The sequence below is a fragment of the Pseudomonas sp. AC255 genome (assembly GCF_979258175.1).
This window is the reverse complement of the sequence record NZ_OZ409841.1, coordinates 811,280-837,331: the sequence shown is the minus strand read 5'-3', so window position 1 is coordinate 837,331 and position 26,052 is coordinate 811,280. Positions and strand designations below refer to the sequence as shown.

23 protein-coding genes are annotated in these 26,052 nt (G+C 60.4%); 7 read left to right on the top strand and 16 right to left on the bottom strand.

What is annotated here, in order from left to right; translation table 11 throughout:
- Nucleotides 1-151 precede the first annotated feature (151 nt).
- Nucleotides 152-1,840: a long-chain-fatty-acid--CoA ligase FadD2 gene (gene fadD2, locus ACZZ0K_RS03910; RefSeq protein ID WP_024014054.1), complete on the bottom strand. Its 1,689-nt coding sequence runs from the start codon at nucleotides 1,838-1,840 to the stop codon at nucleotides 152-154.
- Nucleotides 1,841-2,065: 225 nt separating this feature from the next.
- Here fadD2 and ACZZ0K_RS03905 point away from each other — a divergent pair, with 225 nt between their 5' ends.
- Nucleotides 2,066-3,010 (top strand): alpha/beta hydrolase, encoded by a 945-nt coding sequence (locus ACZZ0K_RS03905; RefSeq protein WP_258707101.1) that lies wholly within the window; start codon nucleotides 2,066-2,068, stop codon nucleotides 3,008-3,010.
- A 42-nt stretch (nucleotides 3,011-3,052) separates the two neighbouring features.
- A complete protein-coding gene (locus ACZZ0K_RS03900) occupies nucleotides 3,053-3,523 on the top strand; it encodes a MaoC family dehydratase (protein WP_003227420.1) in 471 nt (156 codons plus the stop codon).
- A 139-nt stretch (nucleotides 3,524-3,662) separates the two neighbouring features.
- On the opposite strand, the gene ACZZ0K_RS03895 is transcribed toward ACZZ0K_RS03900, so the two are convergent.
- Nucleotides 3,663-4,130 (bottom strand): PA2169 family four-helix-bundle protein, encoded by a 468-nt coding sequence (locus tag ACZZ0K_RS03895; RefSeq protein WP_258707102.1) that lies wholly within the window; start codon nucleotides 4,128-4,130, stop codon nucleotides 3,663-3,665.
- 206 nt (nucleotides 4,131-4,336) lie between these two features.
- Here ACZZ0K_RS03895 and ACZZ0K_RS03890 point away from each other — a divergent pair, with 206 nt between their 5' ends.
- From ACZZ0K_RS03890 to ACZZ0K_RS03880, 3 genes are all read left to right on the top strand, one after another.
- Complete coding sequence (locus ACZZ0K_RS03890; RefSeq protein WP_003227425.1) at nucleotides 4,337-4,573, top strand: DUF3820 family protein; 237 nt, start codon at nucleotides 4,337-4,339, stop codon at nucleotides 4,571-4,573.
- Between the two features lie 30 nt (nucleotides 4,574-4,603).
- A complete protein-coding gene (locus ACZZ0K_RS03885) occupies nucleotides 4,604-5,785 on the top strand; it encodes an aminotransferase class V-fold PLP-dependent enzyme (protein ID WP_463558984.1) in 1,182 nt (393 codons plus the stop codon).
- Nucleotides 5,786-5,992: 207 nt separating this feature from the next.
- Nucleotides 5,993-6,373, top strand: coding sequence for a hypothetical protein (locus ACZZ0K_RS03880; RefSeq protein WP_463558983.1), 381 nt, complete (start codon nucleotides 5,993-5,995; stop codon nucleotides 6,371-6,373).
- Nucleotides 6,374-6,521: 148 nt separating this feature from the next.
- Here the strand turns inward: ACZZ0K_RS03880 and ACZZ0K_RS03875 are convergent, their stop codons facing one another.
- From ACZZ0K_RS03875 to zwf, 3 genes are read right to left on the bottom strand one after another with little or no spacing between them, the layout of a single operon-like run.
- Nucleotides 6,522-7,187, bottom strand: a complete 666-nt coding sequence (locus tag ACZZ0K_RS03875; protein WP_016773539.1) for a bifunctional 4-hydroxy-2-oxoglutarate aldolase/2-dehydro-3-deoxy-phosphogluconate aldolase — start codon at nucleotides 7,185-7,187, stop codon at nucleotides 6,522-6,524.
- Between the two features lie 17 nt (nucleotides 7,188-7,204).
- Nucleotides 7,205-7,918, bottom strand: coding sequence for a 6-phosphogluconolactonase (gene pgl / locus ACZZ0K_RS03870; protein WP_041479176.1), 714 nt, complete (start codon nucleotides 7,916-7,918; stop codon nucleotides 7,205-7,207).
- Entirely contained in the window at nucleotides 7,905-9,371 is a 1,467-nt protein-coding gene (zwf, locus tag ACZZ0K_RS03865) for a glucose-6-phosphate dehydrogenase (protein ID WP_016773537.1), read from the bottom strand. Before zwf ends, pgl begins: the two co-directional genes overlap by 14 nt.
- A 226-nt stretch (nucleotides 9,372-9,597) precedes the next feature.
- Between zwf and ACZZ0K_RS03860 the strand changes: the two genes are divergently transcribed.
- Nucleotides 9,598-10,458, top strand: coding sequence for a MurR/RpiR family transcriptional regulator (locus ACZZ0K_RS03860; protein ID WP_169842436.1), 861 nt, complete (start codon nucleotides 9,598-9,600; stop codon nucleotides 10,456-10,458).
- A gap of 207 nt (nucleotides 10,459-10,665) precedes the next feature.
- Here ACZZ0K_RS03860 and ACZZ0K_RS03855 read toward each other — a convergent pair whose 3' ends face one another.
- The 11 genes from ACZZ0K_RS03855 to edd all read right to left on the bottom strand — a co-directional run bounded on the left by ACZZ0K_RS03855 (nucleotide 10,666) and on the right by edd (nucleotide 24,679).
- Nucleotides 10,666-11,520 carry a D-hexose-6-phosphate mutarotase gene (locus ACZZ0K_RS03855; protein ID WP_073472039.1) on the bottom strand — a complete coding sequence of 285 codons (855 nt, stop codon included), beginning with the start codon at nucleotides 11,518-11,520 and terminating at the stop codon, nucleotides 10,666-10,668.
- 326 nt (nucleotides 11,521-11,846) lie between these two features.
- The gene (locus tag ACZZ0K_RS03850) at nucleotides 11,847-13,196 is read right to left on the bottom strand and encodes a carbohydrate porin (RefSeq protein ID WP_463558982.1); all 1,350 of its coding nucleotides are present in this window, start codon (nucleotides 13,194-13,196) and stop codon (nucleotides 11,847-11,849) included.
- Between the two features lie 221 nt (nucleotides 13,197-13,417).
- Nucleotides 13,418-14,578, bottom strand: a complete 1,161-nt coding sequence (locus ACZZ0K_RS03845; RefSeq protein ID WP_041479770.1) for an ABC transporter ATP-binding protein — start codon at nucleotides 14,576-14,578, stop codon at nucleotides 13,418-13,420.
- Between the two features lie 2 nt (nucleotides 14,579-14,580).
- Nucleotides 14,581-15,426: a carbohydrate ABC transporter permease gene (locus ACZZ0K_RS03840; RefSeq protein WP_039758116.1), complete on the bottom strand. Its 846-nt coding sequence runs from the start codon at nucleotides 15,424-15,426 to the stop codon at nucleotides 14,581-14,583.
- A complete protein-coding gene (locus ACZZ0K_RS03835; protein ID WP_016773533.1) occupies nucleotides 15,419-16,327 on the bottom strand; it encodes a carbohydrate ABC transporter permease in 909 nt (302 codons plus the stop codon). Before ACZZ0K_RS03835 ends, ACZZ0K_RS03840 begins: the two co-directional genes overlap by 8 nt.
- A 213-nt stretch (nucleotides 16,328-16,540) precedes the next feature.
- Nucleotides 16,541-17,842, bottom strand: coding sequence for an ABC transporter substrate-binding protein (locus ACZZ0K_RS03830; protein WP_024014061.1), 1,302 nt, complete (start codon nucleotides 17,840-17,842; stop codon nucleotides 16,541-16,543).
- 118 nt (nucleotides 17,843-17,960) lie between these two features.
- Complete coding sequence (locus tag ACZZ0K_RS03825; protein WP_252882556.1) at nucleotides 17,961-19,220, bottom strand: D-mannose isomerase; 1,260 nt, start codon at nucleotides 19,218-19,220, stop codon at nucleotides 17,961-17,963.
- Nucleotides 19,221-19,525: 305 nt separating this feature from the next.
- Nucleotides 19,526-20,995 carry an ATP-binding protein gene (locus ACZZ0K_RS03820; protein WP_056787959.1) on the bottom strand — a complete coding sequence of 490 codons (1,470 nt, stop codon included), beginning with the start codon at nucleotides 20,993-20,995 and terminating at the stop codon, nucleotides 19,526-19,528.
- A complete protein-coding gene (locus ACZZ0K_RS03815) occupies nucleotides 20,985-21,716 on the bottom strand; it encodes a response regulator (RefSeq protein ID WP_236168331.1) in 732 nt (243 codons plus the stop codon). Before ACZZ0K_RS03815 ends, ACZZ0K_RS03820 begins: the two co-directional genes overlap by 11 nt.
- Before the next feature lie 180 nt (nucleotides 21,717-21,896).
- Nucleotides 21,897-22,856: a glucokinase gene (locus ACZZ0K_RS03810; RefSeq protein ID WP_056787957.1), complete on the bottom strand. Its 960-nt coding sequence runs from the start codon at nucleotides 22,854-22,856 to the stop codon at nucleotides 21,897-21,899.
- Nucleotides 22,853-24,679, bottom strand: coding sequence for a phosphogluconate dehydratase (gene edd, locus ACZZ0K_RS03805; protein WP_016773527.1), 1,827 nt, complete (start codon nucleotides 24,677-24,679; stop codon nucleotides 22,853-22,855). The genes ACZZ0K_RS03810 and edd overlap by 4 nt, the downstream gene beginning before the upstream one ends.
- A 220-nt stretch (nucleotides 24,680-24,899) precedes the next feature.
- Between edd and gap the strand changes: the two genes are divergently transcribed.
- Nucleotides 24,900-25,901 carry a type I glyceraldehyde-3-phosphate dehydrogenase gene (gap, locus tag ACZZ0K_RS03800; protein ID WP_252884729.1) on the top strand — a complete coding sequence of 334 codons (1,002 nt, stop codon included), beginning with the start codon at nucleotides 24,900-24,902 and terminating at the stop codon, nucleotides 25,899-25,901.
- The last annotated feature ends 151 nt before the right edge of the window (nucleotides 25,902-26,052 follow it).

The window sequence follows — 26,052 nt, the reverse complement described above, 5'->3', positions numbered from 1 at the left end:
CGGTCATTTTAGAGCAAAAATCCTATTAAGCTGTGAAAGCCCCGTTGTCAGGGGGTTAAAAGCAAAAGATCGCAGCCTTCGGCAGCTCCTGCATTTGGAATGCGTTTCCTGTAGGAGCTGCCGAAGGCTGCGATCTTTTCGCTTGTAACCTTTATGCGATGTCCCGCAACTCGCGCCGCAGAATTTTCCCTACAGGCGTCATCGGCAACGACTCACGCAACACGATGTGTTTCGGCACTTTGTAGGCCGTGAAATTCTCTTTGCAGTAAGCCTTCAGCTCTTCCAGGCTGACCCCGCTCTCCCGCGCTACCACAAACAGCTTCACCGCCTCTCCCGAACGTTCGTCCGGCACGCCGATGACCGCGCAGTTGGCGACTTTCGGGTGGGCCATGACCACGTCTTCGATTTCGTTGGGATAAACGTTGAAGCCGGAGACGATGATCATGTCCTTCTTGCGATCGACGATGCGCACGAAACCGTCCGGGTCGATCACGGCGATATCGCCGGACTTGAACCAGCCCTCGGCGTCCAGCACTTCGGCGGTGGCTTCGGGTTTGTTCCAGTAGCCCTTCATGATCTGCGGGCCTTTGATGCACAGCTCGCCGCGTTCGCCCAGTGGCTGTTCGACGCCGTCATCGTTGATGATTTTCACCAGCGTGCCCGGCACCGGCAGGCCGACAGTGCCCAGGCGCGACTGGTCGCCGTAGGGGTTGGTGCAGGCCACTGGCGAGGTTTCGGTCAGGCCGTAGCCTTCGGTGATACGGCAACCGGTCATCTGCTCCCAGCGCTCGGCGGTGGCCTTGACCAGCGCGGTGCCGCCGGAGTTGGTCAGCTTCAGGCTGGAGAAGTCCAGGGTCTTGAAATCGGGATGATCCATCAGCGCAACGAACAAGGTGTTCAAACCCAGCAGCGCCGAGAAACGCCAGTTTTTCAGTTCCTTGATGAAGCCGGCGATGTCGCGCGGATTGGAGATCAACACGTTGTGGTTGCCGGACACCATCATGCACATGCAATTCGCAGTGAAGGCATAGATGTGGTACAGCGGCAGCGGCGCAATCATCACCTCCTGGCCTTCGCGCAACAGCGGTTGACCGTCCGGGCCGAGCTGAGCCAGACAGGCGCGCACCTGCTGCATGTTCGCCACCAGATTGCCGTGGGTGAGCATCGCGCCCTTGGCCAGGCCGGTGGTGCCGCCGGTGTATTGCAGCACGGCGATGTCATCGAGGCCGACGTTCAGCGGCTTGATGCCCAGACCACGCCCCATGCGCAGCGCACTTTTGAACGAAGTGGCTTGCGGCAGCGAATACTCGGGCACCAGTTTCTTCACTTTGCTGACCACGGTGTTGACCAGCCAGCCTTTGGCGGTGGGCATCAGGTCGCCCATCTTCGCTTCGATCAAATATTGGATGTCGGTGTCGGGCAGCACTTCCTGGACTTTCTGTCCGAACAGATTCAGGTAGACCAGCGCGCGTGCGCCGGAATCCTTGAACTGGTGGCGCATCTCGCGCGGCGTATACAACGGGTTGGTGTTGACCACGATCAGCCCGGCGCGCAGCGCGCCGAACACGGCAATCGGATAATGCAGGACGTTGGGCATCTGCACCGCAATGCGATCCCCCGGCACCAGATCGGTATGGGCCTGCAGGTAACCGGCGAACGCCGCACTCTGGCGTTCGAGTTCGGCGTAGGTCAGGGTGATGCCCATGCTGCTGAACGCCGGGCGGTCAGCGAACTTCTTGCAGGAACGCTCAAACACTTCGATGACCGACTTGAACTCGCCCATGTCGATGTCCAGCGGTACGCCGGCCGGGCGTTTGTCATTCCAGAAATCAGGTTGCATTGTTCTTGTCCTCTTTACCTGAGCCGATCCGGGAGCCGCTTTCTGTCGTTTCTGCTTCGTCCATGGAAGGCGAAAAGCACAAAGCGGAGCTTCACGGACACTAGCAGCTATGGCCATTGAGGCAAATATGACGCAAGGCCTCATTGATCCCGTGAATCTTCCTGCCGTGGCGTGAGCTGATCAGACGCGCTATACACTGTGGCGATGCTGAGCAAAGGAATCGCCATGACCCACGACACCTTCTGGCTGGACGCGAGTGACCGCAGCCGCCTGTACGTCAACCGCTGGCTCCCGGCCACGCCATTGAAAGCGGTGATTCTGCTGGCCCATGGCATGGCCGAACACAGCGCTCGCTACGCGCGGCTCGCTGACACGTTTTGCGACAAAGACTATGGCGTCTACGCCCCGGATCTGCGTGGCCATGGTCGCACCGCCGACAACGGCACCCTCGGCCATTTCGCCGATGACGACGGTTGGCGCAAGGTCGTCGGCGATCTGGCCAGCCTCAACCAGCACATCGGCCAGCAACATCCCGGCGTGCCGATCATCCTCCTCGGCCACAGCATGGGCAGCTACATCGCCCAAGGCTATTTGTTGCACCACAGCGCCAGTCTGCACGGGGCGATTCTCAGCGGCTCGAATTGTCAGCCAGTGACCCTCTATCGCATGGCTCGACAGATTGCCCGGCTGGAAAAACTGCGCCAGGGCGGCAAGGGCCGCAGCGCGTTGATCGAGTGGCTGTCGTTCGGCTCGTTCAACAATAAATTCAAACCGGTGCGCACCCGTTTCGACTGGCTGAGCCGTGATCCGGCCGAAGTCGACAAGTACGCCGCCGACCCGTTATGCGGCTTTCGCTGCACCAATCAGCTGTGGGTCGACCTGCTCGGCGGGTTGCAGCAAATCAGCAAAGCGTCCAATCTCGCGCAGATCGATCCGGGCCTGCCGCTGCTGGTGATTGGTGGCGAATGTGATCCGGTGAGCGAGGGCAAGCGTCTGACAGATCTGGCCAATGCCTTGCGCAGGGCCGGCAGCCAGCACCTGCAACTGAAGATCTACCCGCAGGCCCGGCACGAATTGTTCAATGAAAGTAATCGCGACGAAGTGACCACCGATGTGCTCGCCTGGATCGACCAGGCCCTGAGCCACCGGCGCCCGCAGCGCAGCGAATAATTTTTGTGGATTGACTGAAATCCGTCACAGGAATCGAAACCGATGACCCAGGTTACCAACATCCCTTACGAAGCCCTCGAAGTCGGCCAGACCGCCAGCTACAGCAAGACTGTCGAAGAGCGCGACATTCAGCTGTTCGCCGCGATGTCAGGCGACCACAACCCGGTGCATCTGGACGCCGAGTTTGCCGCCGCCAGCATGTTCAAGGAACGCATCGCCCACGGCATGTTCAGCGGTGCGCTGATCAGTGCAGCGGTGGCCTGTGAATTGCCTGGGCCGGGCACCATTTATATCGGTCAGCAGATGAGCTTTCAGAAGCCGGTGAAGATCGGCGACACGCTGACAGTGCGCCTGGAAATTCTCGAGAAACTGCCGAAATTTCGCGTGCGCATTGCCACTCGCGTATTCAATCAGCGTGATGAATTGGTAGTGGATGGTGAAGCGGAGATTCTGGCGCCGCGCAAGCAGCAGACGGTGACGTTGCCAACTTTGCCGGCTATCAGTATCGGTTGATCGAAAAGATCGCAGCCTGCGGCAGCTCCTACTTTGGAATTCATTCCCCTGTAGGAGCTGCCGCAGGCTGCGATCTTTGCTTTCCAGACGCGCACAAAAAACGCCAGACAAGCTGGCGTTTTTTTCAGCCGACTAACTCTTACGAGCTCGCACGAGCCTGGTTGCGCAGGGCTTTCACCTGGTCGTGGTTGCGTTGTACGCCGTGATATTGGCGTTCAACCAGATCACGAATACCCACCAGGTTGTGCTTGGTGATTTTCTCGAGGGCTTCTTTGTAGGCCTTCAGTGCGTGGTCTTCACCGCGCTCTGCTTCGTTCAGCACAGCCTCTTCGTCTTTACCGGTGAACATGGCCTTGACATCGACCCAGCGACGGTGCAGATCACCGCTGACGCTGGTCGAGGTTTCCGGATCGCCGCCCAGCGAACGAACGGCCGCTTGCAGCTCAGCTGCGGCAGCGGCGCAATCAGCTGCGCGAGTCACAAACAGGCTTTTCAGCTCTGGGTGCTTGATGTCTTCGGCGCAAGTCTTGAAACCTTCCTGACCGTCCTTGGAGGTTTCGATCAGGTCATTGAGTACCGAGATGGATTCTTTGTTTACGTCAGTCATTTTCCAATTCCTTGCGGTTGGTTGAAGATGCAAGGGATATTGCAGTGTGCGTGCCAGCTTTTTAATCGAATAAAAAACCTTTACTTTCAACAACTTACAAAAGATTGAACCATCTGCATGCTGGTTTTTTGCATGATCTGTCATTTGGCCTGCATGCAGAATGCCTGTATTTTCCAGGCTGTGATGTGAATCGATGAAGCGTGCTGATGAATCCGGAAAAACTCGAACTGCTGATCACCCGCGAAATGCCCTTCGGCAAGTACAAAGGGCGGATCATTGCCGACCTGCCTGGCCCCTATCTGAACTGGTTTGCCCGTGAAGGCTTTCCCCACGGTGAACTCGGTGGCCTGCTGGCGCTGATGCAGGAGATTGACCATAACGGCCTGTCCGACCTGCTCGAGCCGCTGCGCGCCAAACACGGCAAACCCGCCCCGCGCCACTGACGCGCCCTTCCCTCTTGAGCCTTGCCGACCATGCCTGACAACACCCGCCGCGCCCGTGACGAAGCCTTCTGGCAAACCTTTGCCGACCGATACGATGTGCAGCCCGGCCCGGTCAACCTGGAAAACGGTTACTTCGGGCGCATGTCGCGCACAGTGATCGAGGAATACCAGCGCAACATCGAGCTGATCAACACCAGCAACTCGATTTATGCACGCCAGCGCTTTGAACAGCACGACAACCTTGAGATCCGCGCGCAACTGGCCGAACTGATTGGCGTGCGCGCGCAAAGCGTGGCCCTGACCCGCAATGCCACCGAAGGCCTGCAATCGCTGATCCGCAATTACAATCGTCTGCAACCGGGTGATCAGGTACTGATCTGCGACCTCGAGTACGACACGGTCAAGGGCGCCATGCGCTGGCTGGCGAAGCAGCGTGGCGTGGAGGTCATCGAAATTGCCCACCACCATCCCGCCAGTTTCGACAGCCTGCTCGAAACCTACCGCGAGGCTTTCGTCAGCCATCCAAAACTCAAACTGATGGCCCTGACCCACGTCACCCATCGCACCGGCCTGGTCATGCCGGTGCAGGCCATCGCCGCATTGGCCAAAGAGCATGGCGTCGACATCATCCTCGACGGTGCCCACGCCCTCGGCCAGATTGAATTCGACCTGCAAGCGTTGGGCATCGCTTTCGCCGGTTACAACCTGCACAAATGGATCGGCGCACCGCTGACCCTCGGCTTTATCTATATCGCCCCGCAGCGTCTCGCCGACATCGATCCGGACATGGGCGAGATGCATTACCCGGTCAGCGATATCCGCGCGCGGACCTCGTACAGCACGCCGAACATCCCGGCACTGATGACCTTGCCGCTGGTGTTCGAAGAGCACGACGCCCTCGGCGGCGCCGCAGCCAAAAGCCCACGCCTGAGTTACCTGCGCAACCTGTGGGTCAGCCGGGTCCGGCACCTGCCGGGCATCGAGGTGCTGACGCCGGACGACCCGCAACTGTATTGCGGGATCACCGCGCTGCGCTTCACCCGGCATGCCGATCAGCAGGCCATGGCCGAGCGTCTGCTCAGCGAATTCAACCTGTTCACCGTGGTGCGCACCGGCGCCGCGTGCGGGCCGTGCATTCGCATTACCCCGGGGCTGACCACCACGGCTGGCGAGATGGAGCAGTTGGTTCGGGCGCTGGACCAACTGCGCTAGAACGGCGCTCCGGAGTTTTTCGTAGCCTTCCAGGCCAAGCTGCGACGACACGGCGAAGGTGTCGATGCCGAGGGTCTGGCAGGCGAAGGCACCGTCTTCAAGATCGGCGCCGGCGATCGGCTGCAACACCAACCGCAAGGCGTCCTCGGCGGCACCTTCACAGCCGCAGCGGCCTGGGACGTGCAAGGTGCCGGCCCAAGCCTCGTGGTGAGCTTGCGCTCCTGCTTCGTCGCCGGGAATGAATACGTTCAGCTTCAGGCAAGCAGCGCCGTGCGCCAGTCGGTCCGGATAGACACTGGTGAAACGGACGATGCCATGGCTGTCGGTCGATTGACTGCCGCCCAGGCTGGTGTCGCCATCGACACGCTGTTGAATGCGCACCAGCGCGCCGATGACCGGCTCGCTGGTCATCGCATCGACCAGCGACAGACGCAGGACCAGCGGCAAGCCTTGGACACCTTGGCTGATATTGCGCACTTGAGATTCAGCTGCGGGCCGGCCGAGGGGAAGTTGCTTCGGTTGATAACGGGATTGTGGCGTAAGGGTCAGAGACTGAAGGTCGTCCATGAGGCGTTCTCTCTTCCATAAGATGGACGCAGATTAACCCCGTGAAAAAGTCAGCGTGCAGTAACTATGTATCGCCGCATGTACCGGCAATTTTTTCAGCGCAAAAAAAGGTGCGCCGACCAAGCGCACCATAAAGCCGTAAAGCACACAACGAAGTGTCGGGTAACGATCAGTCCAGCAGCGCCAAGGCTTCGGCAGTGCATTCCTGAATGCGGGCCCAGTCGCCGTTCTTGATCCACTCCGGATCAAGCATCCAGCTACCGCCCACGCACATGACGTTTTTCAGCGCCATGTAGCTCTTGATATTGGCCGGGCCAACGCCGCCAGTCGGGCAGAATTTCACCTCGCCGAACGGGCCGCCGAGGGCCTTGATTGCCGCCACGCCACCGCTGACTTCCGCCGGGAACAGCTTGAAGCGGCGATAGCCCAGACCGTAGCCTTCCATGATCCCCGAGGCGTTGCTGATGCCCGGCAACAGCGGAATCGGGCTGTCGACGCTGGCTTCGAGCAGGTCGCGGGTGATGCCCGGGGTAACAATGAACTGCGAGCCTGCCGCTTCAGCCGCCGCTAGCATGTTGCGGTCAAGCACGGTGCCGGCACCGGTCATCAGCTCCGGGCGCTGTTCGCGCAGGATCTGAATGGCCTTGAGGCCGAACTGCGAACGCAGGGTCACTTCCAGCGCAGTCAGGCCACCGGCGGCGAGGGCGTCGGCCAGCGGCAGCACGTCCTGTTCGCGAGCGATGGTGATCACCGGCAGGATCCGCGCCTTGGCGCAGAGACTGTCGATCAGGGCAACTTTGTCCGCCATGGAAACGGTCGGGGATGGGGTTGTCATAGCGGCTGTTCCTTGGCTCATGGGCACCAGTAAATCTCTAACGTAGGTTGCAGAAACGCGCGCACCGGCATGGCCGCAACGTCATCGGATGCCAGCGCGGCATTCAGGGTGGTCAGTTTCGATTGACCGGAAATCGACAGAATCTTGTGCCGGGCCGAGGCCAGCAGCGCGCGGCTCATGGTCAGGCGCTGACGCGGCACGCTGGGTGCCAGCATCGGCCAGCAACGGCGCGTGCCATCGGCTTGCAGGGCTTCGGCGAGGTTCGGGCTGTCGGGGAACAGCGATGCGGTGTGACCGTCATCGCCCATGCCCAATACCAGCACGTCGATCGGCGGCAATTCCGCGAGCAAGCGATCAGCCTGTTCAGCAGCCTGCTCGACGTTGGCCGCCGCGCTGTAGAGGCTGAGGAACTGTGCCTTGGCTGCCGGGCCTTTGAGCAGATACTGCTTGAGCAGACCGGCATTGCTGTCGGCGTGTTCGACCGGCACCCAACGCTCGTCAGCGAGGGTCACAACGACCTTCGACCAGTCCAGCTCCTGCTTGGCCAGGTGCTGGAAAAACGCAACCGGGCTGCGCCCGCCGGACACCACCAGCACCGCGTTGCCGCGCGCCGCAATGGCGTCGCTCAGTTGCTTGGCAACGTTCAGCGCCAGGCCTTCGGCGAGCAGCACCGGGCTGTTGAATTCGCGGGCAGTCACACCCGTCGGCAGTTGCACATCAGATATCGCCATACCACGACCTCCCGTCCCGCGTGATCAAAGCAATGGAGCTCATCGGCCCCCACGACCCGGCCGCATACGGCTTGGGCGCGTCACCGGATTTCTTCCACCCGGCGATCAGCTGGTCACACCATTTCCACGCGGCTTCGATTTCATCTTTACGGACAAACAGGTTCTGATTGCCGTTCATCACTTCCAGCAACAACCGCTCGTAGGCATCGGGGATCCGCGCGCTACGCCAGGTGTCGGAGAAATTCAGTTGCAGCGGGCCGCTGCGCAGTTGCATGCCCTTGTCCAGGCCCTGCTCTTTGGTCATCACGCGCAAGGAAATGCCTTCGTCCGGTTGCAGGCGGATGATCAGTTTGTTGCTGATCTGCAGGCGCTGCTCCGGGGCGAAGATGTAGTGCGAGGGTTCCTTGAAGTGGATGACGATCTGCGACAGCTTTTGCGGCATGCGCTTGCCGGTACGCAGGTAGAACGGCACGCCGGCCCAGCGCCAGTTGCGGATATCGGCACGCAGGGCGACGAAGGTTTCGGTGTCGCTCTGGGTATTGGAATTCGGTTCTTCGAGGTAACCCGGAACGGATTTGCCTTCGCTGTGGCCGGCGATGTACTGGCCGCGCACCACTTGTGTGGTCAGGCCTTCCGGACTGATCGGCGCCAGCGCCTTGAGCACTTTTACCTTTTCGTCACGGATGCTGTCGGCGGACAGGTCGGCCGGCGGGTCCATGGCAATCAGGCAGAGCAGCTGCAACAGGTGATTCTGGATCATGTCGCGCAGCTGGCCGGCCTTGTCGAAATAGCCCCAACGGCCTTCGATGCCAACCTTCTCGGCCACGGTGATTTCCACGTGGGAGATGTAATTCTGGTTCCACTGGGTTTCGAACAGGCTGTTGGCGAAACGCAGGGCGATCAGGTTCTGAACGGTCTCTTTGCCCAGATAGTGGTCGATGCGGTAGGTGCGGTCTTCCGGGAAGAACTGCGCTACTGCGTCGTTGACCTTGCGCGAGGACTCCAGGTCAGAGCCGATCGGTTTTTCCAGCACTACACGGGTATTTTCGGCCAGACCGACTTTCTCGAGGTTCTCGCAGATAGCGCCGTACACCGCCGCCGGGGTGGCGAAGTAGGCAATCATGCGCTGGCTGCTGCCGGCCAGTTCCGCCAGCGCCACGTAATCCTCAGCCTTGAGGAAGTCGACATGCAGATAGGTCAGGCGCGCGAGGAAGCGCTCGGCCACGGTTTCGTTCAGCTCTTTGCCGACATAACGGCGCAATTCGGCGGCGATGAACGCCATGTGCTGCTGCTCGCTGCCGGGCTCACGGGCCAGCGCGATGATGCGCGTGTCCTCGTGCAGCAGGTCGGCACCGTCAAGGTGATACAGGGCAGGAAACAGCTTGCGCAGGGCCAGATCGCCAAGCGCGCCGAACAAGGCAAAGGTGCACGGTTCAACCGTAATGGAAGGCATGATGTTTGTTCTTTTATCAAGTTAAGCTACAAATACCTTTTTTCAAGGCATCACTCAAGGGAAAATGTAGTAATAACCACAACATTTTCGCAGAATACTCAATCCGAGTGGTGGTCGCCCGGACGCATCAGTAGGATAGGCCACCGTCATGGGCCATATCAAAGGCCCAATTTGCATAGCCCGACGCAACTCTGCGTCGGTGAATCAGGAATTCCATATGGACCGCGTGCGAAATTTACTGGAACAGATCCAGAGTCGCCTTGAAGAGCTGAACAAGGCCGAACGTAAGGTCGCCGAGGTGATTCTGCTCAACCCGCAGCAGGCCACCCGCTTCAGCATCGCCGCCCTCGCCCAGGCCGCCTCGGTGAGCGAACCGACGGTCAACCGTTTCTGCCGCTCGTTCGGTGTCAGCGGCTATCCCGAACTCAAGCTGCAATTGGCCCAGAGCCTGGCCAGTGGCGCGGCGTATGTCAGCCGTGCGGTCGAGGCTGACGACAATCCCGAAGCGTACACGCAGAAGATTTTCGGCAGCGCCATCGCTTCCCTGGACAGTGCTTGCCAGGCGCTCGACCCAAACCTGATCAGCCGCGCCGTCGACCTGTTGATCCAGGCCCGGCAGATCCACTTCTTCGGCCTCGGCGCTTCGGCCCCGGTGGCGCTGGATGCGCAGCACAAGTTCTTCCGCTTCAACCTCGCCGTCACCGCCCACGCCGATGTGCTGATGCAGCGAATGATTGCTTCGGTGGCGCACACCGGTGAGCTGTTCGTGATCATTTCCTACACCGGGCGTACCCGCGAACTGGTGGAAGTGGCGCGAATCGCCCGGGAGAACGGTGCTTCGGTTTTGGGCCTGACAGCGGAGAATTCACCACTGGCCAAAGCCAGTACCCTGAGCCTGAACATTCCACTGCCCGAAGACACCGACATTTATATGCCCATGACCTCGCGGATCATTCAGTTGACCGTGCTGGATGTGCTGGCAACGGGAATGACCTTGCGCCGTGGCGTGGATTTCCAGCCGCATCTGCGCAAGATCAAAGAGAGTTTGAATGCCAGCCGGTATCCGGTTGGGGATGAATTCAACTAAAGATCAAAAGCCCCCTCACCCCAGCCCTCTCCCGGAGGGAGAGGGAGCCGACCGAGGTGTCTTGCGCGGTACATCGACCTGAAATATCCAGTCGATTATGGATTCAGAACTGCACTTTCACGTCGGCGTAATTCTTGAGCATCCCCCATTCGGTCCCCTCTCCCTCTGGGAGAGGGCTAGGGTGAGGGTATCGGTGTACTTGACGCACTAAGCCGCCGCCCACGCCTGCAAACTCAAATGCGCCTTCTCCCCCGGCGCCAGGTGCAGGCTGTCCGTGCCACCCGCCGCTGCTTCCACGCAGACGAACTCGGAAACCTCGTCCCAACTTACCCCCAGTAACGGCCGCGCGCCGGGATGCCAGACGACGGTGTCGCCGCTGTCACCGGTATCGATGCACAACTCGCGCTGCCAGGCGTGATCCTTGAGCTGCAATTCGCCGTCATGCTGAAACACCCGCTGACAGCCGCCATCAACGCGCAGTTCACCTTCCTGCTGGCAAACCTGGCGATTCAACTGGTCATAACCCTGAGCGCCTTCGAGGCCAGACAGCGCTATCTCACCAACATCGCCTATACGCCAGTAAGCGTGCAAAGCCTGGCTCAACTGGCACGGCATGTCGTCCTGATGCTCGGTGCTCAGGCGTAATTCCATGCGTTCGCCCAGGTGCGCGTGCAGGTCGACCTGCCAATCGCACAGCTGCAGTTGCCAGTGCAGGCGCACGCCATCTTCGGCGCTGCTACTGTCGAGCAACTTCCAGTCGAGCAGACGCGCCCAACCGTGCGACGGCCAGGCGTTTTCGCTCGGATGACGGCCATACCAAGGCCAGCACACCGGCACGCCACCGCGAATCGCGCCGACATGCGGCCACTTCGCCGCGCACCACAACCACGGCTTCTGCCCACGCGGCTGAAAGTGCAGCAACTGCGCACCCTGCCGACTGAACACCGCCTGACACAGCGGATGATCGATCACCAACACGTCGCGCATCTGATAGCGCTCCCAGGCGAACACCGGTCGCTCGCGCAGGGATTTGAAGAAGCGTTGCAGCGGATGCTCATGCATTGGCTACGGTCCTGAAAATCATGGGGTACTCATCAATCCAAAAGTCTTGCATAGCACTTTGTGGCGAGGGGATTTATCCCCGATTGGCTGCGCAGCAGTCATGAAACCAGCGGATGCAGTCTGTCAGTGATATCGCGATTGCAGTGTTTGGGGCCGCTTCGCAGCCCAGCGGGGCGGTGCGACGTTTCGCTAAATCCCCTCGCCACAAAAAGCTCTCCAGCCACAAAAAATCATCAAGCAACACATCTGACCTGTGTCACAAAAAAAGCGGACAGCCTGGGCTGTCCGCAAAATGCGCACATAGAGAGGAGCTTATCGCAGACGCGTTAGAACGTTGACTGAATTTTCAGGCCAGCGACCAAAGCGTTATCGACTTCATCCACACCGCCCGGATGGGTGATGTATTGCAGGTTGGGACGCACGGTCAGCCAGTTAGTGACGTGGATGCCGTAGTTGAGCTCGTAGTTGTACTCGGTCTCACGAATCGGCGAGAACGCGGTGTTGTCGTAATCGGAGACACCGTTGGCAGCGTTCAGCAGTTCAGCGTTGCGCTTGACGTCCTTGTTGACGTGGATACGCGCCGCGCCGATACCGATGTCATCTTTCGGACGCGCATCGAACGGGCCTTTGTAGACAAACATCACCGACTGGTAGTTGTCGATGAAGTTGGTGTCCTTGTCGTGGAAAGTCGCGTTGGCAGCGATGTTCAGACCGCGAGTCGCATCACCGTTGTGGCTGGTGAGTTGCTGTTGCGCAACGAACCAGTAACCGCTTTTGCTGTTGTGCGACTTGTAGTCATCACCGGTGGTTGCCGCATCGAGACCGTTGACGTCTTCGCGAACGTCGTCGGCATCGGCCGTGCTCTTGTAGTAACCGACGCGGTATTCGCCCGGCAGGCTGTTGACCTTCGGCGACCAGACCAACTCAACCGGCAGCACGGTACCTTTGGTGCCGCTGCCGCTGAGCTTGAAGCCGTTGCCGTGTTCCAGTTGCGACGGGTTCTGGTTGTACGCACCGATCTGCGCGTAGAGCTCGTCGTTGATGTTGTACTTCACACGGATCGCGGCCTGGCTGACGGGCCAGTTGTACCAGATGTTGGTCGCCCAGTTACCCACTTGCGAACCGCAGAACGCCAGGTTCTGGAAGTCGCACGGGAAGGTGTTGAAGTCTTCGCCTTCGCCGAAGTAACCGGCCTTGACGTCGAGCTTGTTGTCGAAGAACTGGTGCTGAATCCACAGTTGGGTCAGACGCACCATGTGGCCACGGCCGTAGACTTCCTGCGAGGAGCTGAGGGTGCCGGCACGCGGATCGCCAACGCGGTCGTTGGAGATGTTGTAACCGTTACGATTGGTCAGCTGGATCTTCGCTTGGGTGTTGTCCCAGCCCCACAGTTTCTGCAGGTCGAGTGCCACGCCCAGACCGAACTGGTCGGCATAACGCGCAGTCTTGTCGTCGTTGTAGCCACCGTTCAGGTTGGCGCCCATCTCGCCAACGTAGTCGGCCTTGATGTCGATACCCTGCTCGATCAGCTTGGTGCGCTCGCCGCCCCAGTCGCCGGTCATCCACTTGGAGTCGGAGCTGAACGCATCCGCCGCCATCGCATTACCGGCCAGCACCAGTGCAGCTGCCGCAGAAACCTGGCAGATCAACCGGGCATTGACGTGTTTCTTTTTCATCCCTACATCCTCGTCTTTATTGTTATTAACTGTTTTTATCTAACGCGGTTTACATAAAGTGCGACGAATGACAGGCCATTCACCGCGTGCTCCTTTTTGTGGAACCGGCCCTTGTGAGAGCTGGCTTGCCAGCGATGCGAGCGACTCGGTCTGTCGCCAAACCGGTTTGATGCCATCGCTGGCAAGCCAGCTCCCACAGCACCGCATTCCAGCATTGTTTTTCAGCGGCCTTTGAACTGCGCCACATTCGCCGACCGGGTCTCTGTCTGCACCTGGCCCGCAACGCCCAGACGCTCGCCGGTATTGGCGTCGAACAACAACACTTTCGATGGATCGAACTGCAGCGTCAGGCTTTCGCCCACCTGCGGTGCCACGTCCGGCGCCAGTCGGCAGCAGACCTTGGTGTCGTTCAAGTTGACGAACACCAGGGTGTCCGGACCGGTCGGTTCAGTGACCTGCACTTCGGCACGGATGCTCGGCAGACCATTGCCCTCGCCGTTCGCCAGAACAATCTGCTCCGGGCGCAGGCCGAGGATTACTTCGCGATCTTCGAGGCCGGCGTCCTGCATGCTCATCGGCAATTCACAACGCGCCTGACCGCTGTCGAGCAGCGCCAGCAGGCGACCGTCCTTGCGCTGCAAGCGCAGGGGGATGAAGTTCATCGGTGGCGAACCGATGAAGCTTGCGACGAACAGGTTGGCCGGGTCGTTGTAGATGTCTTTCGGCGTGCCGAACTGCTGAATGATGCCGTCCTTCATCACCGCCACCTTGTCGCCCAGGGTCATCGCTTCGATCTGGTCGTGGGTCACGTAGACCGTGGTGGTTTTCAGACGCTGGTGCATCAGTTTCATTTCGGTACGCATCTCGACGCGCAGCTTGGCGTCGAGGTTCGACAGCGGTTCGTCGAACAGGTAGATCTTCGGCCGCCGCGCCAGTGCACGGCCCATCGCCACGCGCTGTTGCTGGCCACCGGAGAGCTGGCCCGGTTTGCGATTGAGCAGGTGTTCGATCTGCAACAGCTTGGCCACGCGGGCGACTTCTTCGTCGATCGCCGCCTGCGGCATCTTGCGGATCTTCAGTCCGAACTCGATGTTCTCGCGCACGCTCATGGTCGGGTACAGCGCGTAGGACTGAAACACCATGGCGATGTCGCGATCCTTGGGGCTCATGCCGCTGACGTCCTGATCACCGATCATGATCGCGCCGCCGGTGATGGTTTCCAGACCGGCGATGCAGTTCATCAAGGTCGATTTGCCGCAGCCCGACGGGCCGACGAGGATCAGGAATTCACCGTCCTTGATCGACAGTTCGATGTTCTTCAGGGTGTCCGGCAGGCCGGCCCCGTAGGTCTTGTTTACGTTGCGAAGTTCAAGCGTAGCCATGATTACCCCTTGACCGCGCCGGCCGTCAGCCCGCGCACGAAATACTTGCCTGCGACCACATAGACCAGCAGGGTCGGCAGGCCGGCGATCATCGCCGCTGCCATATCCACGTTGTATTCCTTGGCGCCGGTGCTGGTGTTGACCAGGTTATTGAGCGCCACGGTGATCGGTTGCGAATCACCGCTGGAGAACACCACACCGAACAGGAAGTCGTTCCAGATCTGGGTGAACTGCCAGATCAGGCAGACCATGATGATCGGCGTCGACATCGGCAGAATGATGCGGCGGAAAATCGTGAAGAAACCCGCGCCATCCAGACGCGCAGCCTTGACCAGCGCATCGGGAATGCTCACGTAGTAGTTGCGGAAGAACAGTGTGGTGAACGCCAGACCGTAGACCACGTGCACGAACACCAGGCCGGTGGTGGTGCTCGCCAGGCCCATCTTGCCGAGGGTGAACGAGGCCGGCAGCAGCACAGTCTGGAACGGCAGGAAGCAGCCGAACAGCAGCAGACCGAAGAACAACTGCGAACCACGGAAGCGCCACATCGACAGCACGTAACCGTTCAACGCACCGATGGCGGTGGAGATGATGACGGCCGGTACGGTGATCTTGATCGAGTTCCAGAAGTAGCCGTCAACCGTGGCCCAGGCCTTGACCCAGCCAATGCCGCTGACCACGGTCGGCCAGCTCAGCAGGTTGCCGGTGCTGATGTCTTCCGGGGTCTTGAAGCTGGTCAGCAACATCACCACCAGCGGCACCAGATACAGAAACACCGCAAGGATCAGCACCGCGTAGATTGCGATGCGGCTCAAGCTGATAGCGGGTTTGGCAGCAAGACTAGTCATGACGCTTGGTCCTCAGCTCGGAATACAGGTAAGGCACGATGATCGCGAGGATCGCACCGAGCATAAGAATCGCACTGGCCGAGCCCATGCCCATCTGGCCGCGACTGAAGGTGAAGGAATACATGAACATCGCTGGCAGGTCGGAGGAATAACCCGGACCGCCGGCGGTCATTGCCGCAACCAGGTCGAAGCTCTTGATCGCGATGTGCGCGAGGATCATCACCGCACTGAAGAACACCGGACGCAGGCTTGGCAGCACGACTTTCCAGTAGATGCGCGGCATGCTCGCGCCGTCGATCTGCGCCGCACGGATGATCGATTGATCGACGCCACGCAGGCCGGCGAGGAACATCGCCATGATGAAGCCCGAGGCTTGCCACACAGCGGCGATCACCAGGCAGTAGACCACGCGATCGGGGTCGATCAGCCAGTCCAGACGGAAGCCTTCCCAGCCCCAGTCACGCAACAATTTGTCCAGGCCCATGCCCGGGTTGAGCAGCCATTTCCATGCGGTACCGGTGACGATCATCGAGAGCGCCATCGGGTACAGGTAAATGGTGCGGATAAAGCCTTCGCGACGGATGCGCTGATCGAGGAACACCGCCAGCAACACGCCGATCACCAGGGTGATACCAATGAACATGCCGCCGAACACGGCGAGGTTCTTGCTCGCCACCCACCAGCGATCGTTGTCGAACAACCGCGCGTATTGCGCCAGACCCGCCCACTTGTAGTTGGGCAGGAAGGTCGAGGTGGTGAACGACAGAATGAACGTCCACAGGATGTAGCCATAGAAGCCCACCAGCACGATGAACATGCTCGGCGCCAGCACCAGTTTCGGTAGCCAGCGCTGCAATGCATCGAACGGCGAGGCCTTGCTGAACACAGCAACAGAACTCATGGGGAAATCCACAATAAGGGTTTACGAAAGCATTCCCTTGCAGGAGTGAGCCCTGTGGCGAGGGATTTATCCCCGATCGACTGCGCAGCAGTCGCGAAATCATTACATGCGGTATTTCAGACACTGCACCGCTGCAACTTTCCGGGGTCGCTTTGCAACCCATCGGGGATGAATCCCCTCACCACAAAGGCTCACTCCTACAGGGGCCAAGCATTACTTGGCCGACTGAACCGCCGCGCCGAGTTTCTTCGCCGCATCGGCCGGGTCGGCTTTCGGGTCGTTGATGTAGTTGGTGACTACGTCAAAGAACGCGCCCTGCACCGCCAGCGTGGTCGCCATGTTGTGCGCCATGCTTGGTTGCAGGCCGCCGGACTTGGCGTCCGCGAGGAAGTCCTTGGCAGCGGTCTGCGCGCAGGAATCGAAGCCGAGCTTGTCCATGTTGTTCAACATGTCGTTGCGCACCGGGATCGAGCCTTTGTTGATGCTGAAGACTTTCTGGAAGTTCTCACCCAGCACGACTTTGGCGATGTCCTGCTGACCGGCCGCAGTGCCTGCGTCCTTCTGCTTGAACACGGCCAGCGAGTCGATGTTGTAGGTGAACGCCTTGTCGGTGCCCGGGAACGCTACGCACTCGTAGTCCTTGCCGGCGACTTTCTTGGCGGCGGTCCATTCGGACTTGGCCCAGTCACCCATGATCTGCATGCCGGCCTTGCCGTTGATGACCTTGGCCGCTTCGAGGTTCCAGTCCTGGCCTTTGCCGTCCGCGTCCATGTAGGTCGCGACTTTCTTCAGCTCAGTGAGCGCCTTGACCATTTCCGGGCCGGTCAGCGCTTTGTTGTCGAGATCAACCAGGGCTTTCTTGTAGCCATCCACGCCCATGACCGAGAGCACCACGGCTTCGAACACGGTGCTGTCCTGCCAAGGCTGACCGCCGTGGGCGAGCGGAATGAAGCCCGCCGCTTTCAGCTTGTCGCCGGCTGCATAGAACTCTTCGAGGGTGGTTGGATTCTTGGTGATGCCGGCTTTCTTGAAGACTTCCGGGTTGATCCACAGCCAGTTCACGCGGTGAATGTTCACCGGCACGGCCACGTAATCACCGTCGTACTTCACGGTATCGGAGACTTTCTTGTCGAGCAGGCTGTCCCACTTTTCCGACTTGGCGACGTCTTTCAAAACGTCGGTGTCGAGCAGGCCGGTCGACGCCCATTCCTGGATGTCCGGGCCTTTGATCTGCGCTACGCCTGGCGGGTTGCCGGCAACGGCACGGCTTTTCAGCACGGTCATGGCAGTCGCACCGCCACCACCGGCAACGGCGCCGTCCTTCCAGGTGAAACCGTCTTTTTCGACTTGGGCCTTGAGCACATCGACAGCGGCTTTTTCGCCACCGGAAGTCCACCAGTGCACGACTTCGACCGAACCTTTGGAATCGGCGGCGGAGACACTGAGCGGCAGGATTGCGAGCGGGAACAGGGAGGCGACAGAAATGACAGTAGCGAGGCGAGAAATCGCATTCATTCGAGATGTACCTTTCTTGTTGTTATGCATTGCAAGTCTGGTGCTTGCGCTGCACGGAGTTTAAACAGAGCGTTTCGCTTCGCAGGTAACGAAGGGACGCGTAAATGTCACGACATGGTTACACAGCAACAGGCCGGGACGACTGCGCCAAAGCCGTGGCCATGCTTGGCGCCAGCGGCAATCGTGGAATCAGCACAGCCTGCCAGGCGTGATACAGATCGGGCTTGCCCGGCCAGATATCGGCACTCGGCACATTCTGCGGATTGAGTTCGTGGTACCAGCTGCCGTTGCAACGGTCGATGAAATTCGTCTCACAGAATTCCCAGAACAGTCGGTACCAGGTTTCGTATTGCGCATCGCCGGTGCGTTTGAGCAAAGCGCTGGCGGCGGCGCTGGCTTCGGCGTGCGTCCAGTGCAGGCGATGGCGGACCACTGCTTTATTGTGCCAGTCGAGGGTGTAGACGATGCCCGGCGCGCCATCGACATCCCAGCCGTGGCGGCAATTGTTTTCGAAGAGTTTTTGCGCATCAGTCGCCAGCCAGCCCGGCGTAAGCATGCCGGCCTGCACCCGCGCGGCTTCAAGGTGCAGGAGCAAGCGCGCCCATTCGAAACCATGGCCCGGCGTGGTGCCGTAAGGACGGAAACCGTCAGCCGGATTGTCGTGGTTGTATTCGCGCAGCGGCTGCCAGTCGCGATCGAAGTGTTCGATGACCATGTAATCGTTGGCCGCAGCGTGGCCATGGATCACTCGTTCGACGATGCGCTGGGCGCGTATCAGCCAGCGCGGATCTTCAGTGACATCGGCCAGCGCGAGGAATGCTTCGGTCGCGTGCATGTTGCTGTTGGCGCCGCGATAGGCTTCTTCTTCGCTCCAGTCGCGGTTGAAGAATTCGCGCATGGCGCCCTCTTCTTCGCTCCAGAAATAAGTGTCGATGATGTCGATTGCGTCATCGAGCAAGGCTTGGGCGCCGGGCCGTTGCGCGACCGCGGCGGAGCTGGCGGCGAGTGCGACAAAGGCGTGCAGATAGGCGTTCTTGCCGGTGTTGTCGTCACGATGCTGGGCAACCGCAAACCAGCCGCCATGCAGCGCATCACGCAGCGGCCCGCGCAACGCGGCGATACCGTGGTCGACCAGCTCGGCAAACCCCGGCAGGCCCTGAATGTGCGCCATGGCGAAGCTGTGGGTCATGCGCGCGGTGTTCATGGTTTCGGCTTGTGCGTGCGCAGGCAAATGGCCGCGTTCGTCGAGGTTGCCGAAGCCTTCGGGCAGTCGTGATGCCTTGGCGAAATCCAGCAGACGCAGGCCTTCGGCGGCTAGCCATTGCTGGTGGGCAGGGGCGTTCAGCCAACTGCTGAAGTCTGGGTGAAAGGTGTCCATGGCGTGACCCTTTTTTGTTGTTAGGACTGCGGGCAGTCTAAACAACGGGCCGGGGCGGGCTTGTAACGAAGGGGGCGGGGTTTGTCACTTGCTCGTGACAAAAGAGAAGAGCAAAAGCACCCTCACCCCAACCCTCTCCCGGAGGGAGAGGGGCCGACCGAGGTGTCTTGCGTCCTCCGTCGACCTGAAAAATATTGGCGATTATGGATTCACCACCGCATTTACAGGTCAGCGCACCTCAGCAGCATCCCCCAATCGGTCCCCTCTCCCTCTGGGAGAGGGCTAGGGTGAGGGGCTTTTCGGGGCTAATCCACAGACCGAGGCAACTGCAACGTCACCCGCAACCCACCCTCACGCAGGTTCTGCAACGTCACCTCGCCGCCATGGCTATGGGCGATGTTGCGCGCAATGCCCAGTCCCAATCCGTAGCCCTGCTGCTGTCCCGCCAAACGGAAGTGCGGTTCGAACACTTGCTCCAGCCGCTGCTGCGGCACACCCGGCCCTTCATCGTCGACGTGCAAAACGAACGCGCTGTCATCGTCATCGATGTGCAGATGCGCGTTCTGCCCGTACTTCAAGGCGTTGTCGATCAGGTTGCCGATGCAGCGCTTGAGCGCCAGCGGTTTGCCCGGGTATGCCGACAGCGCGCGGCCATGCTGAGTGACGCGGCCATTGCCGTTCGGCGCCAGATACGGCTCGACCAGGCAATCGAGGACATGATTGAGATCCACCGGCTCGATGTTCTCGTGGATGTCGGTGTCTTTCACGCATTGCAGCGCGCCTTTGACCAGCAGCTCCAGCTCATCCAGATCGCGGCCGAACTTGGCTTGCAGCTGTTCGTCCTCGAGCAGCTCGACGCGCAAGCGCAGGCGGGTGATCGGCGTGCGCAGGTCGTGGGAAATCGCGCTGAACAACTGGCTGCGTTCGGTCAGGTAACGGCTGATGCGTTCGCGCATGGTGTTGAACGCGCGGCCAACTTCGACCACTTCACTGCCACCGCCCTCCGCCACTGGCTCGACATCGGCGCCCAGCGACAGGTCCCGCGCCGCCCGCGCCAGACGCTTGAGCGGCCGGCTCTGCCAGTGCACCAGCAGGCCGATGAACAACAACAGAAAGCCGCTGGTGAGGACGATAAACCACACCTGCTGCGCCGGCAGGCCTTGCTCTTCGAGACTGGTGTACGGCTCCGGCAGCAACGAGGCGATGTACAGCCACTCGCCCGGGGCCATTTGAATCTGCGTGACCAGCACCGGCGGATTCACCGGTTCAAGCGTCAACGCGTAGTGCGCCCAGGAGCGCGGCAATTCATCAAGTTTCAGCCCGGCGTTGAAAATGCGCAGGTCTTCGGGGCTGACGAAGGTCACCGAAATATCCGTGTCATGGCCCAGAGACTGGCGCAGCACTTCGTCCACCGCTTGCATCACCGCAGCCTTGCGCGGCGTCACCGGCAGCACGTCCATGCCCAGCGGCTTGTCGTTCAGCGTCACGACAAACCGGGTGCCGCCCATGCTGCGCAACTGATCGAGCACCAGCGGTCGGTAGGCCACAGGCAAGGAACGGAAATAGCTGACGCTGGCGGTCATCGAATGCGCCAGGCTGCGGGCACTGGTGACCAGGCCTTCGAGCTGGGTAGCGCGCAACTGCGAGACCCAGATCACGCTCGACAGCGTCTGCGCGAACAGCACCGCGAGCAGAGTCAGCAGCAGCATCCGCCCGAGCAGCGAGCGCGGCACCGGTATGCGACTGGCGAATTTGCGCAGCGACTCAGTGAGCATTGCCGGCAACCACATTGGCTGCCAACTGATAGCCGCTGCCGCGCACGGTGCGGATCAACCGTGGCGGTTTTTCGGTGTCGCGCAAGCGTTGACGCAAACGGCTGACGGCCATGTCGACAATGCGATCGAGCGGCATCAGATCGCGGCCACGGGTGGCGTTGCCGATGGTGTCGCGGTCGAGGATTTGCTGCGGATGATCGAGGAACAGTTTCAGCAGAGCGAAATCGGCGCCGGAAAGGATCACTTCCTCGCCGTCAGTGTGGAACAGCCGATGGCTGACCGTGTCCAGGCGCCATTCGTCGAAGACCAGCACTTCGCTGCCGCTACGTTCGTGGGCGAACTGTGCGCGGCGCAGCAGGGCCTTGATCCGCGCTTGCAGTTCGCGCGGGCTGAACGGTTTGCCGAGGTAGTCGTCGGCGCCGAGTTCCAGACCGATCACGCGGTCGGCTTCGTCGGAGCTGGCGGTCAGCATGATGATTGGCACCTGTGCCTGACGCGGGTGCTGGCGTACCCAACGGCACAGGCTGAAGCCGTCTTCGTCGGGCAGCATGACATCGAGGATCACCAGATCGCTCGGCGCCTCGTTGAGCGCCTGACGAAAACCGGCACCATCGGCGGTGGCCCGCACCTGGAACCCGGCGCGGGTCAGGTAGGTTTCCAGCAACTCGCGTATTTCCTGGTCGTCATCGACCAACAATATCGACTTGTTGACTGAGCTCACTTCGAAGGCATCCTTGTTGTTGGAGTTGGGGCGGATTATGCCTTAAGCATCAAACTAACAAACACTACAGAAACCCTTGTGGGAGCGAGCCTGCTCGCGAATCGGTTTTAACATTCAACAGATCTGTTGACTGACACACCGCTTTCGCGAGCAGGCTCGCTCCCACAATTGGATTGCATTTCAGGTCGGAATTGATTGGTCCAGCGCCACGCCGGCGCCGACCAGGCCGGAGTACGGCGCCGTCACCAGCCACACCGGGATGCCTTTGAAGTAATCGCTCATGCAGCCTTTGTCGGCGAAGCAGCGGGCGAAGCCGCTGGCGAGGAAGAAATCGGCGAAGCGTGGAATCACCCCGCCAACGATAAACACCCCGCCGCGCGCGCCAGTGGTAAGCACGTTGTTGCCGGCGACGCGGCCGAGCCAGCAGCAGAACTGCTCGAGCACTTCCAAAGCGATCGGGTCACCGGCAAGGCCAGCGGCGGTGATCGCTTCCGGCGTTTCAAGCGTAGGCTCATGACCATCCACCGCGCAGATCGCCCGGTACAGCCGAGGCAGGCCGCCGCCGCTCAACGCGGTTTCCGCGCTGACATGGCCGATCTCGTTGTAGATGTGTTGCCACAGTTGCGTTTCGCGCGGGCTGCTCAGCGGCAGGTCGACGTGGCCGCCCTCGCCCGGCAACGCGGCAAAACGCCCTTCGCCGAGATCGAGCAAGGTGCCGACGCCCAGGCCAGTGCCGGGGCCGATCACCACCGCCGGGCGCAACGGCTCCGGCGTGCCTTCGCAAACCACGCGAAATTCGCCAGGCTGCAAGCGGGTCATGCCCAGCGCCATCGCCGAGAAGTCGTTGGTCAGCAACAACTGCTCGACCTGCAAGGTCTTGCAAAACGCGCTGCGGCTGAGCCGCCAGTGGTTGTTGGTGAACTTGAATTCATCGCCACTCACCGGACCTGCCACCGACAGGCACACTGAACCGATCGAGCCCGGCGCCAGGCCGAGCCCGCTCAGGTACAGAGCGATTGCCTCTTCCGGGCTGGCGAAGTCGGCCGTGGCCAGCACCTGAACCGATTGCAGTTGCTGGTTTTGCCACAACGCGAACCGCGCGTTGGTGCCTCCGATGTCGCCGACCAAAGCCAGTTTCAATTAAGCGTCTCCAGGGCAGAAGTGAAGGCGCTGGCGCCCTGCTCCGCCGAGCTGAAGGCCATGCGCATGAAACCAAACAGCTCGCGGCCGCTGCCAATGTTGTTGCCCAACAGGCCTTTGGCAGGTTCGCGCGCTGCAAATTCGGCGGCGTCGACCTTCAGTTCCAAGGTGCCTTTGACGCCATCGACGCGGATGATATCGCCCTCTTGCACGCGCGCCAAAGCGCCACCGACATAAGCTTCCGGGCTGACGTGAATCGCTGCGGGGATTTTCCCCGACGCGCCGGACATGCGCCCGTCAGTCACCAATGCCACTTTGAAGCCGCGATCCTGCAGTACGCCGAGGAATGGCGTCATCTTGTGCAGCTCGGGCATGCCGTTGGAACGCGGGCCCTGGAAGCGCATCACGGCGACAAAATCCTTCTCCAGCAGACCGGCCTTGAATGCGTCCGCCAGATCCTGTTGATCCTGGAAGACCATCGCCGGTGCTTCGACGATCTGGTTCTCCAGCGCAACCGCAGAAACCTTCATCACGCCGCGACCGAGGTTGCCTTCCATCACCCGCAGTCCGCCTTCTTGCGAGAACGCACGGGACACCGGACGCAGAATGTTTTCGTCGAGACTGTCGGTCGGGCCTTCGCGCCAGACCAGCTCACCGTTATCGAGGAACGGCTCTTTGGTGTACTGGCTCAGGCCATGGCCGAGCACGGTGTTGACGTCTTCATGCAGCAGGCCGGCGCCGAGCAGTTCGCGGATCAGGAACGACATGCCGCCCGCTGCCTGGAAGTGGTTGATGTCGGCTTTGCCGTTCGGGTAGACGTGGCTCAGGGTCGGCACGACTTCGGAGAGGTCGGCCATGTCCTGCCAGGTCAGCTGAATGCCCGCCGCCATGGCGATGGCCGGCATGTGCAGAGTGTGGTTGGTCGAGCCGCCGGTGGCGTGCAGGGCAACGATGGAGTTGACCAGCGCCTTTTCGTCGACGATTTCGCCGATCGGCATGAAGTTGCCGTTCTGCTTGGTCAGGCGCGTGACCTGATGCGCGGCTTCGCGGGTGAGCGCGTCGCGCAGCGGCGTGTTCGGGTTGACGAAAGACGCGCCCGGCAAGTGCAGGCCCATGACTTCCATCAGCAACTGATTGGTGTTGGCGGTGCCGTAGAAGGTGCAGGTGCCCGGGCTGTGGTAGGACTTCATCTCCGATTCCAGCAGCTCTTCGCGGGTCGCCTTGCCTTCGGCGTACTTCTGGCGGACGTCGGCTTTTTCCTTGTTGGAAATCCCCGACACCATCGGCCCGCCCGGTACGAAAATGGTCGGCAGATGACCGAAGCGCAGCGAACCCATCATCAGGCCCGGAACGATCTTGTCGCAGATGCCGAGCATCAGCGCGCCGTCAAACATGTTGTGCGACAGCGCCACGGCGGTCGACATCGCGATCACTTCGCGGCTCGGCAGGCTGAGCTCCATGCCGGGCTCACCCTGGGTCACGCCATCGCACATCGCCGGAGTGCCGCCGGCGAACTGGCCGACCGAGCCGATTTCGCGCAGGGCGTTCTTGATCTGTTGCGGGAAAACTTCGTACGGCTGGTGCGCCGAGAGCATGTCGTTATACGAAGACACAATGGCGATGTTCGCCGAGTTCATCATCCGCAGGCTGTGCTTGTCTTCAGTGCCGCAACCGGCCACGCCGTGGGCGAAGTTGGCGCATTGCAGCTTGCCGCGCATCGGGCCATCGGTGGCGGCGCCGCGAATCAATGCAAGGTAAGCCTGACGCGTGGCGCGGCTGCGGGCGATAAGCCGTTCGGTGACCTCAAGAACGCGGGGATGCATGTGTAGAACTCCAGGCTAACGGATGTGGCGACCTGATTGTCTATGCTGATCAAACGCCGTTGTTGTTGGAATGACAGACGGCTTTTTTGACCATTCGGACCAGTTGATTCAGGTCACTCGTTGTAGATAAAACAAAATATTGCCACTAAAAAGGCTTGTTTTCTATTTTTATGCGAATAATCTTGTAATTCCAACAACAAAACAACGGCGGCGCTGTTCCATGACTCTTCGAATCGCAATCAATGGTTTTGGCCGCATCGGCCGTAATGTCCTGCGCGCACTGTATACCCAAGGCTATCGTCAAGACCTGCAGATCGTCGCGATCAACGATCTGGGTGACAGTTCGATCAATGCCCATCTGCTCAAATACGACACCGTCCACGGCACTTTCGACGCCGAAGTGGCGCACGATAACGAAAGCCTGACGGTCAATGGCGACCGCATCGCGGTCAGCGCCATTCGCAACCCGGCCGACCTGCCCTGGGCCGCAGAAAAAATCGACGTAGTGTTCGAATGCACCGGTCTGTTCACCGACCGTGCCAAAGCCGCCGCACATATCAGCGCCGGCGCCCGCAAGGTGATCATCTCGGCCCCGGCCAAAGGCGCCGACGCCACTGTGGTTTATGGCGTCAACCACGACATTCTGCGTCAGTCGCACCAGATCATTTCCAACGCTTCGTGCACCACCAACTGCCTGGCGCCAGTGGCGCAGGTGCTGCATCGCGAGCTGGGGATCGAAAGCGGCCTGATGACCACCATCCACGCCTACACCAACGACCAGAACCTCACCGACGTCTATCACAGCGACCCGTACCGCGCCCGTTCCGCCACGCAGAACATGATCCCGAGCAAGACCGGCGCAGCCGAAGCGGTAGGCCTGGTGCTGCCGGAACTGGCGGGCAAATTGACCGGCATGGCTGTGCGCGTACCGGTGATCAATGTGTCGCTGGTCGACCTCACCGTGCAACTGAAGAAAGAAGCCAGTGCCGACGAAGTCAACGCCCTGCTGAAAGCGGCGAGCCAGCATTCGAAAATTCTCGGTTACAACACCTTGCCGCTGGTTTCCAGCGACTTCAACCACAACCCGCTGTCGTCGATCTTCGACGCCAACCACACCAAGGTCGGCGGCAAGTTGCTGAAAGTGCTGGCCTGGTACGACAACGAATGGGGCTTCTCCAACCGCATGCTGGATAACTGCCTGGCGTTGTGTAACGCCGAATAATCCCGGCCGGTCCCCAATCCCTGTGGGAGCGAGCCTGCTCGCGAAAGCTATATGTCAGTCAATATGGAGCTGACTGACACAACGCCTTCGCGAGCAGGCTCGCTCCCACAGGAGATCCGATTTCAATTTGAAATCAGCGCTTGACCATTTA

Excerpts from the sequence above, each read along its gene's own strand:
- gap (WP_252884729.1), top strand. The coding sequence starts at position 24,900 with ATGACTCTTCGAATCGCAATCAATGGTTTTGGCCGCATCGGCCGTAAT.
- ACZZ0K_RS03890 (WP_003227425.1), top strand. The coding sequence starts at position 4,337 with ATGAATCCGGAAAAACTCGAACTGCTGATCACCCGCGAAATGCCCTTC.
- ACZZ0K_RS03905 (WP_258707101.1), top strand. The coding sequence starts at position 2,066 with ATGACCCACGACACCTTCTGGCTGGACGCGAGTGACCGCAGCCGCCTG.
- ACZZ0K_RS03835 (WP_016773533.1), bottom strand. The coding sequence starts at position 16,327 with ATGAGTTCTGTTGCTGTGTTCAGCAAGGCCTCGCCGTTCGATGCATTG.
- ACZZ0K_RS03850 (WP_463558982.1), bottom strand. The coding sequence starts at position 13,196 with ATGAAAAAGAAACACGTCAATGCCCGGTTGATCTGCCAGGTTTCTGCG.
- ACZZ0K_RS03845 (WP_041479770.1), bottom strand. The coding sequence starts at position 14,578 with ATGGCTACGCTTGAACTTCGCAACGTAAACAAGACCTACGGGGCCGGC.
- edd (WP_016773527.1), bottom strand. The coding sequence starts at position 24,679 with ATGCATCCCCGCGTTCTTGAGGTCACCGAACGGCTTATCGCCCGCAGC.
- ACZZ0K_RS03895 (WP_258707102.1), bottom strand. The coding sequence starts at position 4,130 with ATGACTGACGTAAACAAAGAATCCATCTCGGTACTCAATGACCTGATC.
- ACZZ0K_RS03855 (WP_073472039.1), bottom strand. The coding sequence starts at position 11,520 with ATGCATGAGCATCCGCTGCAACGCTTCTTCAAATCCCTGCGCGAGCGA.
- ACZZ0K_RS03830 (WP_024014061.1), bottom strand. The coding sequence starts at position 17,842 with ATGAATGCGATTTCTCGCCTCGCTACTGTCATTTCTGTCGCCTCCCTG.
- pgl (WP_041479176.1), bottom strand. The coding sequence starts at position 7,918 with ATGGCGATATCTGATGTGCAACTGCCGACGGGTGTGACTGCCCGCGAA.
- ACZZ0K_RS03820 (WP_056787959.1), bottom strand. The coding sequence starts at position 20,995 with ATGCTCACTGAGTCGCTGCGCAAATTCGCCAGTCGCATACCGGTGCCG.
- ACZZ0K_RS03840 (WP_039758116.1), bottom strand. The coding sequence starts at position 15,426 with ATGACTAGTCTTGCTGCCAAACCCGCTATCAGCTTGAGCCGCATCGCA.
- ACZZ0K_RS03885 (WP_463558984.1), top strand. The coding sequence starts at position 4,604 with ATGCCTGACAACACCCGCCGCGCCCGTGACGAAGCCTTCTGGCAAACC.
- ACZZ0K_RS03825 (WP_252882556.1), bottom strand. The coding sequence starts at position 19,220 with ATGGACACCTTTCACCCAGACTTCAGCAGTTGGCTGAACGCCCCTGCC.
- ACZZ0K_RS03875 (WP_016773539.1), bottom strand. The coding sequence starts at position 7,187 with ATGACAACCCCATCCCCGACCGTTTCCATGGCGGACAAAGTTGCCCTG.
- ACZZ0K_RS03900 (WP_003227420.1), top strand. The coding sequence starts at position 3,053 with ATGACCCAGGTTACCAACATCCCTTACGAAGCCCTCGAAGTCGGCCAG.
- fadD2 (WP_024014054.1), bottom strand. The coding sequence starts at position 1,840 with ATGCAACCTGATTTCTGGAATGACAAACGCCCGGCCGGCGTACCGCTG.
- zwf (WP_016773537.1), bottom strand. The coding sequence starts at position 9,371 with ATGCCTTCCATTACGGTTGAACCGTGCACCTTTGCCTTGTTCGGCGCG.